The following is a 12,877-nucleotide window of genomic DNA, read 5'->3' on the forward strand; positions in this document are numbered from 1 at the left end:
GGTGCGAGACAAGACCGGGCCTGCCACAGGGGGAACAGCACGGTGACCGCGCAACTCCCTCTCGCCTTCATCGCGGCAGCCGTCACCGCCGCCGTGCTGGCGGCGCGCTGGTGGGCCACCTCCGGCATGCGGCGCAGCCGTCACGTCAGTTCACCCTTCCACCACCCCGGGAATCCGCGCGCCCGCAACCTGCCCCGGCCCCCAGCCCGGTCCGCCGGCTTACCCGAACAGCCTTCGCGGACTCCCGATGCAGACGCGCACCGGGTTCTGAGGGAAGCCGAGCAGCACGTGAGCCGGCAGTGGCAGCGGCTGCACTCCCTCTATCCCCACCGCGACGACGCCCAGGCCCGCGGTGATCAGGCCACGACGGATCCTGGTTGAGCCGGCACGCAGCGTCGGCAGGCCTGCCCTGGCCGACACGGATCTCCGGTTCCTCGCCAGTCTTCGTGGGGAGCGGTCACCCCCGGGTACTCGGCAGGAGAGGACGCCGACGGCGAGGCACCCACGGTACTTCGCCTCCGGAAGCGCCCGAGCCGCGCACAGGACCGGGACCGATGCCCCTGGGCACATGGTCCGGACCGTGGCGCCGATCACCTGACGCCCAGCCCACGCAATGGTCGCGGCGTCCACGAAAGCCACACAGCACAGCAGTTCTCCCAAACGCAAGACACGCCGTCGAACAGGCAGGTCCAACCATGACGAAGAAGCCGCACCCGTCCCGGTCCGCCCACGGCCAGGACCCCAACCGTCAGGGCACCGGCCAGCACGGCTGGGCCTCCGACGTGGACGAGACACGACAGCAGGACAACCCCAGTGCCCACCGCTCCTTCCACAGCGACGAGTACGGCGGCCGAAAAGGCCCAGGCCGCACCAAGTCCAGGGAAGAGACGCGGCAGGTACCGGGCGACACCGTGGAGAGTGCCAGCAAGCGCGGTGAGGAACACGCCGACGGCGACGAGAAGGGCCGCAGCTCCACAGGGCGCAAAGGACACTCCCGGCGCCCCAGCGGCACCAAGGACGCCTCCGCGGTAACCGGCGTGGACCCACAGGATCCGCCCTCCGGGCGCCGACCGGGCTGAGACCGGGTAGGAGGGCCGGTTCGCCCGGCCCTCCCCCCGCACCACCGGACTTGCGGACCTCGCGTCCGGCGGTTCGTCCAGCTGATCTCAGGCGGGTTTCCGGTGGGACCAAGAGCCCTTGAGGGCTTGTCCCTGGGCTTCCGAGTAGGCCCTGTTCAGTCCCAGCTCCAGTGGAGCGGTCTTCGATGCCCTCCGGTGCCGCGTTCCTCCGGCTCCCCGGCATTTTCTCCTCGATGCCGAGCTTTCGGAGGTTCGTCACCCGGCGGCCGCTCACCTCGGGGGAGGTCCCGGTGCCGTTTGGGGGCGTAGGAGGGGGTTACCCGCGCCAAGAAATGCCCCTCGCGGCGGGAGAGCGGTCCGCCGTCGCGAGGCGGACGTGTACGGCCGCAGCGGTGAAGGCAAGGGGCTGATCATGATGAGCGTGGCGACGCAGCAAGGCGGCGGCGGAGGCAGCAGTGGTCTCTACGACGTCCTTGAGCTCATTCTGGACCGGGGCCTGGTGATCGACGCCTTCGTGCGGGTCTCCCTGGTCGGTATCGAGATCCTCAAGATCGACGTACGGATCGTGGTCGCCAGCGTCGACACCTACCTGCGCTTCGCCGAAGCCTGCAACCGCCTCGACCTGGAGGCCGGCCCGCGCAAACCGGCCGGCCTGACCGAGCTGCCCGGCAAGCTCATGGAGTCCGGCGCCCGCGGCAAGACCAAGGGCGCCTTGGCCGGCGCCGCCGAAACCATCAGCGATGCCTTCCAGCAGGCCCGCGACGAAGGGGCCAGGAGGCAAGGCGCCGCCCGTCGGAGGGACGACCGGTGAGCACCTACGTCTACGGGATCGTCCGCGCCTCCCACCCAGCCCTGCCCGAGGGCCTGGAAGGCATCGGCGAGCCCCCTCAGCCGGTCCGTGTCCTGCCCCAGGGGGAGGTGGCAGCGATCATCAGCGACCTCAGTGCGGAGCTGCGGCCCAAGCGGCGCCATCTGCTCGCCCACCAGCGGGTCGTGGACGCCGCCGGTGCGGGCGGCGTCGTCCTGCCCATGCGGTTCGGGAACGTCTCCCCCGACGACGACACGGTGTCCTCGGTGCTCAGCGACCACACCGAGGAGTTCCTGCAGCAGCTGGACGCACTGGACGGCAGGACCGAGTACAACCTCAAGGCGAACCACGACGAAGAGGCGGTCCTGCGCCTCGTGACGGCCGAGAACCCGGAGATCAAATCCCTGGCAGAGGCGAACCGGGAGGCGGGCGGCGGCTCACACCAGGACCAGCTCCGCCTCGGCGAGATGATCGCCACCGCCGTCCAGGCCCGCGAGACGGAAGACGCCGATCTGGTCCGCCAGGCACTGGAACCGGCCGCCGAAGCGGTGAGCCCGGGCCCCCAAAGCTCCGGCTGGCTCACCAACCTCTCCTTCCTCGTGGAGCGTTCCTCGGCGGACCGCTTCCGAACCGCCGTCGACACCCTCGGACAGAAACACCCCCACCTCGAACTGCGCCTGAGCGGCCCGATGCCGCCCTACAGCTTCGTCAGCACCCCCTCCGACCCCGAACCGGAGGATTGAACAGACGGGCCCGGCACGCCCGGGCACCCGGTGAACCTCCGGCGCGCCCGGCCGACTCCCCGGCCGGGCGCGCCGACGCGTTCGGGCGTGCGGGCGCGCCGTCCTGGTCGGGGAGCATGCCCGTTCGGGCAGGGCCGGGCGCGGACAGGGTTCAGGAGGCAGGCCGGACTGTGGCGTGGGCATCTGGCCGCAGAGGAGGCGGCGCAGTGTCGACGCCCGCGTGTCTCCCCAAGGGTTCCGGGCGTTGATGCGGTGACACGGTGCGGGTGGACGGACCCCCGGGACTCGTGCCTGTCAGCGGCCCCCCAGTTCCGCCCGGCTCCCCGGGGGGCCGCAGCACGTTCGGCCCCCACCGTGTGCCGGAGAACGGCGCCCGGCTTGTGGCCGGTACGGCAGCAGGCTCCTCGCCGCGCGGAACCGAACTGCCGACACCGATGAGCAGTGCTCGGCGCCGTTTCGTCGTCGGGACCGGACTGTGTGCGAGTCTGACAGCCCGGACACCAGGGAGTTCTCGAGCGGATGCGAGGACGGGAATGCGTGAGGCCTATCATGCGGAGCTGGCATCGATCAGCGCGGCTCTGGTGAGGATCGCGAACCTGACCGGTTCGGCCATGGGCCGTGCCACCAGCGCTCTGCTGGATGCCGATCTCCAGCTTGCCGAGAGTGTCATCGCCGCGCACGGACAGGTCGACGATCTGCACCGCGACCTCGAGCAGCTGGCCATCGAGGTGCTCGCGCGGCAGCAGCCGGTCGCCACCGACCTGCGGGTGGTGGTCACGTCGCTGCGCATGAGTGCGGACCTGGAGCGGTGCGGCGTTCTGGCGCAGCATGTGGCGCAGGTGGCCCGGCGGCGCTATCCCGGGCACGCTGTGCCACAGGATCTGCGGCGGACGGTCCTGGAGATGGGCCAGCTCGCGCAGCGGCTGATGGCGCAGGCCGCCGAGGTGATCGTCACTCACGACGTCGAGGCCGCGCTGCAGCTGGAGAAGGACGACGACCGGATGGACGAACTGCACCGGATGGTCTTTCAGCACCTGCTCGACGAGCGGTGGCAGCACGGTGTGGAGACCGCCGTGGACGTCACCCTCACCGGGCGCTACTACGAACGCTTCGCCGACCACGCCGTGTCCGTCGCACGCCGGGTCGTCTACCTCACGACCGGCGAACACCCCGCCGGCCCGCCCGGCACGCCCCCGGCCGGCTGATGGGAGCGTGTGCAGAACGCCGCACAGTGCAGCGCGCCCGGTCGAGGCCGAGGTGGCTTGTTCTGATCACCATCGGCCTGCTCATCCTCATCGAGGGCGGCGCCTTCGGTCTGTGAGCACGGGCGGGGCATCACCGGACCAGTTCGAATCCCTCGTACCGGCAAGTGCCGCCCCTTCTCGTGATCACAGCCACTGACGCGGCAGCCGACGAGAACGCGCGGCAGTGAGGCGCAGCGAAGCCGTCGGCGCCGCCTGGCGGTCGCTCACCGCGCAACGCCGGCGGCTGCCATTCCCCATCCGCCGGTAACGCCCAGCGGTACCGGTATGTGATCGACCGGTCGCCTGCCGTACAACCTTTCACGAAGTCCGTTTCACCCTTTTCGCCCCGGGTATGTGTACAGGGTGCTTCGGACCGGAGGCACGACCGTGGGACACCGCGCGTCGGCCCCCGTCCTTCCTCTGCGAACACACGCACGCTGCCCCCACGGTGGCCCCCTCTACGGCACCACCCCATCCGGGAGGTGCACGCCATGCGTGTCACCGCTACCACGAAGCACCACCCCCATGACGACGCCCCCGACACCGCCGCGGCCTTCGACCGGCTGCACCGGCTGCCCGACGGGCCCGAACGCCGTCAACTGCGCAACGAACTGGTCAGCGCCTGGCTGCCGATGGCCGAACGCATCGCCATGCGCTTCCGCAACCGCGGCGAGAACGTCGAGGACCTCTACCAGGTCGCGGCCGTCGGCCTCGTCAAGGCCGTCGACCACTACGACCCCGGCCGCGGCCGCGCCTTCGCGGTCTACGCCATCCCCACCATCACCGGCGAACTCAAACGCCACTTCCGCGACCACATGTGGACCCTCCACGTCCCGCGCCGCGCCCAGGAACTGCGCAACAAGGTCCGCCGCGCCGTCAGGGAACTCACCGCCACCACACCGGGCGGTGTGCCGACCGTCGCGGAGATCGTCAGCCACACCAGCCTCACCGAGGACGAGGTCCGCACCGGCCTGGAAGCCCTCGACTGCTTCACGGCCCTGTCCCTGGACGCCGAACTGCCCGGTACCGACAACTACACCCTCGCCGACGCCATCGGAGACCCCGAGCCCGGCTACGACCTCATCGTGGACCGCGAGGCCGTGAAGCCCTGCATCCAGGCACTCCCCGAGCGCGAGCAGACCCTCCTCTACCTGCGCTTCTTCCAGGGCATGACCCAGAGCGCCATCGCCAAGCAGCTCGGCATCTCCCAGATGCACGTCTCCCGCCTCCTCAGCGCCTGCTGCGCCCACCTGCGCGAAGAAATCCTCGCCGCAGCCGACTGAAAGCGGCCCGACGCCGAGCGGCGCCCGGCCCTCCGCCCTCCTCACGCGGTTGGACCGTGGTCGGTTCGTCGTCTCCCCGACGAAGGAGCGGGCGTGTTTCACCGAGCCCTCCCACCGGCACCGCACGGCCTCAGGTTCCTCGCCGGACTTCGTGGGGACCGGCCGTCCACGGGTACCCGGGACGCCGAGAAAGGAGCGTGCGTGATGACTACTCCCGACCCCGAGCCGAGGAGAACCCCCGGACTCCAGCCCGGCGGCGGCGTCGCACCGGGTCAGACGCCGCCTGCCGAAGGGGGCACCCACGGCATCTCACATCCCGAGCCGCCCGAGCAGCGCAAGGGATGGGGAGCCATGCCCTTGGTCCTCATCATGATCGTGGTCGCGCTGGTGGCGATCGGACTGATCGCGATGGCCGTGACACTGATCGCCTGACACCGAAACGACTGCGACATCCACGGCATGCCTGCAGACCCGATCAGCAATGCGCCGGCGATGACCGGCGTGGCCCCGCAGAGAAGCCACGCACCCCCGGACGCCGACCGGGGGTCAAACCCCCGCACGGCCGACCTCCCAAAGTGCCGCTGCCGCGCCGCCCCCGCTTCTCCACGAAAGCCATTCACCGCAGTGATCACCAACGTGCACGTGCCGCTTGAGCACCAGCAGCCGTACGGACCGGCGTACGGGCAGATGCTGGCGAAGGTCCGCCACGAAGGCGCCTGCCCCATCCGGGAGAAGGTCGGCCGGGCGTCTGCTGTCGGCCGCGCCGAACTCAGCCCCACCACGTGATCGGCCGCTGGAAGCGATGCACCGGGATTAGGTGTCGTCCCGGGCGTCCTCCTGAGCGGAGGGGCTCGGAGTGAGGCCGTCGCCGGCCTCACCGTCGCGCTCCTCCCGCCTCCTGTCCCTGTCCGGGTCGGCGCCTTTCGCGGAACCCTCCAGCTCGTCGAGGATCTCCTCGTCCGCGGTCCACGCCGGGCCCTCTTCCCGCTTGCCGTGCTGTGCTGTCACGGTGCTCCTCCTCCGCTCGGGCGGAGCGAGTTCCCCGCGCCCGGCGTACGGAAACGGCAGGTGCCGGGGTCCGCAGGCCACCAACCGACGCGAGCACGTGGGCCCGCACGCCAGGCCGGCGGCTGCCGCTGGGGGTCGGGGTGCCACTCGGCCGTCACGATCGTGGCGTCGTCGAGCGGTTTGTGCTGCTGGTGGCGCATGAGTTGCCGCAGAAGGCGGCGCGGGGCTTCGGGGGCGGGTTCGCCGGCCGCCGGGGCAGGGCGCGGGCGACGACGGGACGGGGTCGATCCAAGGAGGTCGCGGCCCCGAGATGGTCCGATGCCTGTCTGCCGGGGGGCCGGGTACACGATGCGTGCACGTCATGGCACGGACGACGGAGAGGAAGCCGGAAAGTGACAGTGAAGGCGATGGGCTGGGCGCACTCCTTCCCCATGTCCCAGGGAGTGCGCGCCGGCCGCGAGTGGACCCGCGGACGACTGGAGTCCCTGCCGTGGAGCACCGCCCGGCCGGACACGGTGGACGCCATCGTGCTGGCGGTGTCCGAGCTGATCACCAACGCGCACGTCCACGCACACAGCGACGCCCACCTCGTACTCACCTGGGACGGCGACTGCCTGCAGGTGAGCGTCCACGACGAGGACCCCGCGCTGCCCCGGCAGCGCGATCCGAAGCCGGACGCGCCCTCCGGCCGTGGAGTGGCCATCGTGCGCCGGCTCGCCGACGAGTGGGGAGCCAGGTGCCAGCGGCACGGCAAGACGGTGACGGCGTGCTTCCGACCCGCCGTCGCCGGCACGAACCCTCAGGGAAACGGCAGTTGAGCACCGCTCACCGGTGAAGCTCACGGCAAAGGACCGGCCTCATGTATCTGGCACGAGGATTCAGTGACGACCCGGGCATCTGGCTCTGGACCATCGGCGCTCTGGCGCTGTACGTGCTGGTCACCTACGGGCTGACATACCGCGCTCGAGCACGGCGCGGTTCCGCACAGCCCGCTCGTGACGCCGTGCACGACCTCAAGGACCGGGAGGATCCCCAGCCACTCGAGCAGCGCTTCGTCAGCCGCGTGATCATGCTGTGCGGAGCGGGGATCACGGCCCTTGTCGCCGCTCTTACCAGCGGGGTCGTACGGACCCTGGCGGTCGGGCTCACGATCGGGGTGGCGGCGACCGCGTGGGCGTACTACGACCATCGCACGGTACGGCGCGCTTCCGCGCAGCGATGACGCCGGTCCCGCCCACGCCGATGCGGGCGTCTTCGCGACGGCCATGACGACCGGGCCGGCTCCATGCGAAGCGCACGTATGGCAACTGGCCTTCTCCAGGCCCCGCCGACGGCGTTTCCCGGCTGGTCTCAGGCCCGTTGTCGACTGCGTCCGCCCGGCCACACCACCCTCCGGTGCGTGCATCCGGTGATGGACCGCAGGCGATGCCCCGGAGCGCCATCGCCGGGCAGCTCGGCACCTCCCAGACGCACGTCTCCCGGTTCCTCAGCGCCCGCTTCGCCCACCTGCGCGAAGAGCTGCTGGCTGGCCGGGGCCGACTCAAAGCGGCCGACGCGGGCGGGCCGGCCGGCGTCGCGCTCCGCGCGGTGATGCCGACGCGTACGCGCCGGCGGAGGACGCCAAGCCACTCCTGAGCCATTTCACCGCCAGGTTCGTTCGACTCCCGGCGACGGCTGCTGAGAGGGCCGCTCCGTAGAGGATTTACCTCCAGTCGATCATGGCGGGTGTCTTGGTCGGGGCGGTCAGGCGGGTTCGCGGTCCAGGAGGGTCGCGCGACGGGAGTACTCGTACAGGCCGTCGACGACGGCTTGGTGATGGCCATGGGCGGGCCAGGTGCCGGTCAGACGGCGCGTGGTGGCGGCGCCGGCTCGGTCGACGGCGGCCTGGACCCGGCGAAGAACGCACCCTGCAGGGGACGGCGAGGAGCACCTCCACCCAGAGGCGTTCCTCGCCGGTGGCGTCGGGGGCGTCCTCGCCGTGGCCGAGCGTCTTCCACGCCTGCTTGAACACGGCTCAGGCGAGCATGCCGCTGACGGCTCCCGGAGCGAGACCGACCGGCTTGCGGGCGATCTTCCGGGCCCTCATCCGCTCACCCCTTCCTACGGCGGTATGCCAGCCACACCAGGACGCCCACACCGGCTGCGGTCAGCAGCAGGGTGCGGTTGTCCCGCGCTGCCTGTGCCCCTTGGGCCGCCTTGTGCCGTACCGGTTCGGGCGCCTTGTCCTGCAGCAGACCGGCGGCCTGGGCGGCCCTGGCACGGGCCTGCCCGGCGGCGGATGCGGCCTTGTCCTTGACCGGGCCGGGGATCTTCTCCTGCACCTGTGCTGCCGTGTGGGCTGCCTTGGCCTTCAGCTCCCCGGCCCTGGCGGCGGCCTGCTGCCTGACCTCGGCTGCCTTGTCCTGCGCGCGGGCCTTGACGTCGGTCTTGGCCGCCAGCGCCTCGACCGTCTGCCCGAGCTCCTCGCGGGTGCGCTCGACCTGCTCGCGCAGCTCTGCGGGGCTGGAGGCGGGGGGTTCGTCGTGGGGCGGCTGGGTCATCGCTGTGCACTCTCCCTGATCTCGGCCACGTCGGCCTTCACGCTGCGGACCGTCTGCTCGGGCGTCGGCGGCGCGCCCTCCTTGATCTGCTTCCTTCCGCCCGCTGCCATCACCGCGGCGATCACACCCAGCACCGCCGTGACGATCAGCGCCGCGGCCCATACCGGCAGTGGCACCGCCAGGGCGGCGATCGCGGTGGCCACCAAGGCCTGCAGCATCAGGAAGCCGACCAGCCCGGCGCCGCCGAACAGGCCGCCGCCCTTGCCGTAGCGTTTGCCCTTCTCCTTCATCTCCGCCTGCGCCAGCTGCATCTCGCCGCGTACGAGTTCCGTCAGTTGCTGCGACGCACGCTGGACCAGCTCGCTCACCGGCTCGCCGGAGCCATGAGCACTGCGGCCGCCGGGGGGCGGCTGCATGGTCGTCACGGCGATCACCTCCCGTCTTATGGGCTCGATCTGTCCCGATCCATGACGGGCCGTGCAGTGGCCCGCCGCGGAATCACCCGAGTACCCCGAACGGGCCAACTCAGGGGCATCACTTCGGCGCGGCACTCGAACCGACGGGTGGGGCCGCGGCTCACGGGTACCCGCCCGCATGCGGCCCTGGTGGATCGCGGCGGCACTCCGGGCGCCTTGTCGCGTGTGCCGGGCAGTTGGGGCCGCCGGGCACACGAGCCGGCCCGCTCCGCAGGTTCCGAGCGGGCCGGCGCATGCCGCAGAACCCAGCGGGGCGCTGACGACGGCGTCACCCGTGGCACGGCCGGCGCCCGATCGTCACCGCCTGACCGCCGGCCATCGGCTTGCACCGCGCTGAGGTGCATAAATTCCCCTATGGGGTGAACTGGTAGGAGGCGACCGAGCCTGCTGGCGATCACGGGAGGTGACCATGGGCGGGAGCGACGGCGTGAGGGTGGGAGTGCTGGGCTCTTACGGCGGCAGGAACGTAGGTGACGAGGCGATCCTCACCGCCATGCTGGACCGTGTGCAGGGCGCGCGGCCGGACACCCGCATCGTGGTCTTCTCCCGCGACCCGGACTACAGCCGGGGCGTCCGACCGGACGTCGAGGTGGTCGGCTGGGAGGGCGCGAGCCGGGAGCGGACGTCCGAGCACATGCGCGGGCTCGACGTCCTGATCCTCGGAGGCGGCGGGATCCTCTACGACACCGAGGCCCGCCGGTACCTGCGGTTGGTCCGCACCGCCCAGTGCCACCGCGTACCCGTCTTCACGTACGCCGTGGGCGCCGGCCCCCTCACCGACGAGGTCGACTGCGACTGGGTGCGCTCGACCCTCACCGACGCGGCCGTGGTGACGGTCCGCGACGAGGAGTCGCAGCTCGTCCTGGAGGAGGCGGGTCTTGAGCGGCCCATCACGGTGACCGCCGACCCCGCCCTGCTGCTCCGGCCCGGTGACAGCGGGGAGGAGCTGCTGAGGGCCGAGGCCGTGCCGCGCGGCGTGCGTCTGGTGGGCATGAGCGTGCGCGAGCCGGGGCGGGCCGCCACGGACCTCGACGAACACGGTTATCACCAGCTCCTCGCCCACGTCGGCGACTTCCTCGTCAACCGGCTGGACGCCCACGTCGTGTTCGTGCCCATGGAACGTGACGACATCCGCCACGCGCACGCCGTGGCGTCACACATGACTGACCCCAGTGCCTGCACGGTGCTGCGCGGCGCCTCCCGCCCGCAACAGGTCCTCGACATCGTCAAGCAGCTGGACCTGGCCATCGGGATGAGGCTGCACTTCCTCATCTTCGCCGCGCTCGCCGGCGTCCCCCTGCTCCCCCTGCCGTACGCGGGGAAGGTGTTCGATTTTGCCCAGCAGGTCGGCGCGCCCGCCCTGCGCGGGGTGGCGCGGGAGAACGTCGGCCTGCTGCTCGCCGAGGTGGACCGGCTCTGGGACGAGCGTTCCGCCCGGCAGGCCGAGACCGCGGCCCGGACCGCGGCCCTTCGGACGCGGGCCGACCGGACCGCCGAGCACTTCCTGGCCTACCTGGAGACCATCGCCCCACCGCCCGTGTCCGGCCCGCCGGCGAAACACCCGTCGGCCGGGCCCCGCCCGCTCCTGGCCCGGGAGGACCTGTGACCTATCTGATAGCGCCTCGCGTACCCCGGCGCGTCGACCTGCCCGCACGCCAGGCTCTGCACGGGGGCAGCACGCAGGTGCTGGTCGTCGGCGGCGGGCCGGCAGGCATCGGGGCGGCCATCGGCGCCGCCAACGCGGGCGCCCAGGTCATCCTGGTGGAGCGGTACGGCTTCCTCGGCGGCAATGCCACCGCCGCGCTGGTGATGCCGCTGATGAGCTTCCACAACGAGGTCAAGCAGGCCGTCGCGGGAGATACCGCCCGCCTGCTGCCACCCGACCACGGCGAGGGCGAACCGGTCGTGGGAGGTGTCCTGTGGATGCTGCTCGAGCAGCTGGTGCACGCCGGAGCGGCGATCCGCCCGTCGGTCGACACCGGCTACACGGTGCCGTTCGACGCGGAGCTGTTCAAGCTGGTCGTGTACGACCTGCTGGAGAAGCACGAGGTGCGCACCCTGTTGCACGCCTTCGCCTCGGGGGTCGTCCCGCTGCCCGACCGTGCCCGTGCGGTGTTCGAGACGAAGTCGGGGCCGGTCGTCATCGACGCCGACGTGATCGTCGACTGCACCGGCGACGGCGACATCGCCGCCGCGGCCGGGGCGCCCTACGAGATCGGCCGCCCCGAGGACGGCTGGACGCAGCCCATGACGCTGATGTTCCGCATGGTGCGTTTCGACCAGCAGGAGTTCGCCGGGTACGCCCGCGCCCATCCGGGCCAGTGGAAAGGCGTGCACGGGCTGTGGGACCTCGTCCGCGCGGCGACCGACGCCGGCGAGCTGGACCTGCCGCGCGAGGACATCCTCTTCTTCGCCACCCCCAATGACGGCGAAGTCGCGGTCAACTCCACCCGCGTCACCGAGGTGCTCGGCACCAGCGTCTGGGATCTCACCCGGGCCGAGTTCACCGCCCACCGCCAGATGGAGCAGATCTCCCGCTTCCTACGCAGCCGCGTACCTGGTTTCGAGCAGTCGTACGTGGTGCAGAGCGGCGTGCAGATCGGGGTCCGCGAGACCCGCCGGATCGCGGGCGAGTACGAACTCACGGGCGAGGACGTGCTGGGCGCACGCAAGTTCGACGACGCCATCGCCCGGGGCGCCTACCCGGTGGACATCCACAACCCGAGCGGCCGCGGCACCACGCTGCGGCGGCTGCCACGCGCAGAGTCGTACGACATCCCGCTGCGGTGCCTGATGCCCCGGGGCCTGGACAGGATTCTGGTCGCCGGCCGGTGCATCTCCGGCGACCATGTCGCCCACTCCTCGTACCGCGTGATGCCCATCTCGATGGCCACCGGGCAGGCCGCCGGCGTCTGCGCAGCCCTCGCGTCCACCCGGGGCACACTGCCCCGCGACGTCCCGGCCCCCACGGTCCAGCAGGAACTGCGCGCACAGGGCGCCAGCCTTCGGTGAGGTCCGTGCGTGATCACGCACGAGGCCTGCCGGCAAAGCAGAAACGGTGCGGCGGAAAACCGGCGCTCCTCGGCGTTGCCACCGGGACGTCGCCCTCGACTCCACACCTCCCCTTGTCGGCGAGGACGACAAGGGCCAAGACCTCAGCATCGGCACCACCACTGCACGACCTACCCTCGGCACTCCGGACAGCGGCCTGACACTGGCGCCCCCTCCTGGTTCAGGCCCGGTTCCCAGCGAGGCCGAGTGTGCCGAGAAGATCGAGAACGACGGCGGCTACACCGCCTACCTGACCCGGGGCGCCCGGTTCTGCGCACAGACCAAGGATGGACGCACGGCATCTGCGCACCGTGGCCGCCTCGACCGCCGGTCCTGTCCACATCGCCGTGACCGTGAGGGCCAGCCGAGCCGACATCCTTCAAGACCCGCCAAGACCCGCCGAAGTGGGCACCAGCTACGACCACGCCCTGCTAACGGCACCGGGCAGCATGCCAACTCTCTCTGATGGTTGCCAAGGCGGTGCGCCACGACGCTGAAACCATCACCTGCGGTGTCGCCGGTCCACGGCACCGCGGCCTCACGCGTCGGCGAACCGTGCAGGCAGCGGATGGGGACAGCCCCTTTACGAGCAGTGGGTGCGCGCCTGCTCGATGCCCGGTTCGGCACGGCGGAGGTCGAAGGTGG

Annotated in this window: 15 protein-coding genes and 1 pseudogene; 12 read left to right on the plus strand and 4 right to left on the minus strand. The window is 71.2% G+C overall.

Annotated elements, in window-relative coordinates; genetic code table 11:
• The first annotated feature begins 695 nt into the window (after window positions 1-695).
• The 7 genes from ACFYR0_RS31780 (at window position 696) to ACFYR0_RS31810 (ending at window position 5,943) form a co-directional block, all read left to right on the plus strand.
• Window positions 696-1,079, plus strand: coding sequence for a hypothetical protein (locus tag ACFYR0_RS31780; protein WP_389335798.1), 384 nt, complete (start codon window positions 696-698; stop codon window positions 1,077-1,079).
• 415 nt (window positions 1,080-1,494) lie between these two features.
• Window positions 1,495-1,890: a gas vesicle structural protein GvpA gene (locus ACFYR0_RS31785; protein WP_389335851.1), complete on the plus strand. Its 396-nt coding sequence runs from the start codon at window positions 1,495-1,497 to the stop codon at window positions 1,888-1,890.
• A complete protein-coding gene (locus ACFYR0_RS31790; protein ID WP_389335801.1) occupies window positions 1,887-2,630 on the plus strand; it encodes a GvpL/GvpF family gas vesicle protein in 744 nt (247 codons plus the stop codon). The genes ACFYR0_RS31785 and ACFYR0_RS31790 overlap by 4 nt, the downstream gene beginning before the upstream one ends.
• A 533-nt stretch (window positions 2,631-3,163) precedes the next feature.
• On the plus strand, window positions 3,164-3,835 hold the full coding sequence (gene phoU, locus ACFYR0_RS31795; protein ID WP_389335804.1) for a phosphate signaling complex protein PhoU: 672 nt from the start codon (window positions 3,164-3,166) through the stop codon (window positions 3,833-3,835).
• Window positions 3,836-4,365: 530 nt separating this feature from the next.
• Complete coding sequence (locus ACFYR0_RS31800) at window positions 4,366-5,157, plus strand: SigB/SigF/SigG family RNA polymerase sigma factor (RefSeq protein ID WP_389335807.1); 792 nt, start codon at window positions 4,366-4,368, stop codon at window positions 5,155-5,157.
• 204 nt (window positions 5,158-5,361) lie between these two features.
• Window positions 5,362-5,589: a DUF6480 family protein gene (locus ACFYR0_RS31805; protein WP_389335810.1), complete on the plus strand. Its 228-nt coding sequence runs from the start codon at window positions 5,362-5,364 to the stop codon at window positions 5,587-5,589.
• Between the two features lie 192 nt (window positions 5,590-5,781).
• The gene (locus tag ACFYR0_RS31810) at window positions 5,782-5,943 is read left to right on the plus strand and encodes a hypothetical protein (RefSeq protein ID WP_389335813.1); all 162 of its coding nucleotides are present in this window, start codon (window positions 5,782-5,784) and stop codon (window positions 5,941-5,943) included.
• A gap of 27 nt (window positions 5,944-5,970) precedes the next feature.
• On the opposite strand, the gene ACFYR0_RS31815 is transcribed toward ACFYR0_RS31810, so the two are convergent.
• A complete protein-coding gene (locus ACFYR0_RS31815) occupies window positions 5,971-6,165 on the minus strand; it encodes a hypothetical protein (RefSeq protein WP_389335816.1) in 195 nt (64 codons plus the stop codon).
• 392 nt (window positions 6,166-6,557) lie between these two features.
• Between ACFYR0_RS31815 and ACFYR0_RS31820 the strand changes: the two genes are divergently transcribed.
• The 3 genes from ACFYR0_RS31820 (at window position 6,558) to ACFYR0_RS31830 (ending at window position 7,800) form a co-directional block, all read left to right on the plus strand.
• Complete coding sequence (locus ACFYR0_RS31820) at window positions 6,558-6,983, plus strand: ATP-binding protein (protein ID WP_389335818.1); 426 nt, start codon at window positions 6,558-6,560, stop codon at window positions 6,981-6,983.
• Window positions 6,984-7,024: 41 nt separating this feature from the next.
• Entirely contained in the window at window positions 7,025-7,387 is a 363-nt protein-coding gene (locus ACFYR0_RS31825) for a hypothetical protein (RefSeq protein ID WP_389335821.1), read from the plus strand.
• A gap of 203 nt (window positions 7,388-7,590) precedes the next feature.
• Window positions 7,591-7,800 carry a hypothetical protein gene (locus tag ACFYR0_RS31830; RefSeq protein WP_389335824.1) on the plus strand — a complete coding sequence of 70 codons (210 nt, stop codon included), beginning with the start codon at window positions 7,591-7,593 and terminating at the stop codon, window positions 7,798-7,800.
• Window positions 7,801-7,992: 192 nt separating this feature from the next.
• Here the strand turns inward: ACFYR0_RS31830 and ACFYR0_RS31835 are convergent.
• From ACFYR0_RS31835 to ACFYR0_RS31845, 3 genes and pseudogenes are all read right to left on the minus strand, one after another.
• Window positions 7,993-8,251 (minus strand): annotated as a pseudogene (locus ACFYR0_RS31835) (DUF4235 domain-containing protein); the annotation flags it as partial.
• A gap of 4 nt (window positions 8,252-8,255) precedes the next feature.
• A complete protein-coding gene (locus ACFYR0_RS31840) occupies window positions 8,256-8,705 on the minus strand; it encodes a DUF3618 domain-containing protein (protein ID WP_389335827.1) in 450 nt (149 codons plus the stop codon).
• Window positions 8,702-9,121, minus strand: a complete 420-nt coding sequence (locus tag ACFYR0_RS31845) for a phage holin family protein (protein WP_389335854.1) — start codon at window positions 9,119-9,121, stop codon at window positions 8,702-8,704. The genes ACFYR0_RS31840 and ACFYR0_RS31845 overlap by 4 nt, the downstream gene beginning before the upstream one ends.
• A 469-nt stretch (window positions 9,122-9,590) precedes the next feature.
• Here ACFYR0_RS31845 and ACFYR0_RS31850 point away from each other — a divergent pair, with 469 nt between their 5' ends.
• Both ACFYR0_RS31850 and ACFYR0_RS31855 read left to right on the plus strand, forming a co-directional pair.
• The gene (locus ACFYR0_RS31850; RefSeq protein ID WP_389335830.1) at window positions 9,591-10,787 is read left to right on the plus strand and encodes a polysaccharide pyruvyl transferase family protein; all 1,197 of its coding nucleotides are present in this window, start codon (window positions 9,591-9,593) and stop codon (window positions 10,785-10,787) included.
• The gene (locus tag ACFYR0_RS31855; protein ID WP_389335833.1) at window positions 10,784-12,193 is read left to right on the plus strand and encodes an FAD-dependent oxidoreductase; all 1,410 of its coding nucleotides are present in this window, start codon (window positions 10,784-10,786) and stop codon (window positions 12,191-12,193) included. Before ACFYR0_RS31850 ends, ACFYR0_RS31855 begins: the two co-directional genes overlap by 4 nt.
• The last annotated feature ends 684 nt before the right edge of the window (window positions 12,194-12,877 follow it).

This window comes from Streptomyces sp. NPDC005017 (assembly GCF_042873115.1).
Classification (GTDB): domain Bacteria; phylum Actinomycetota; class Actinomycetes; order Streptomycetales; family Streptomycetaceae; genus Streptomyces.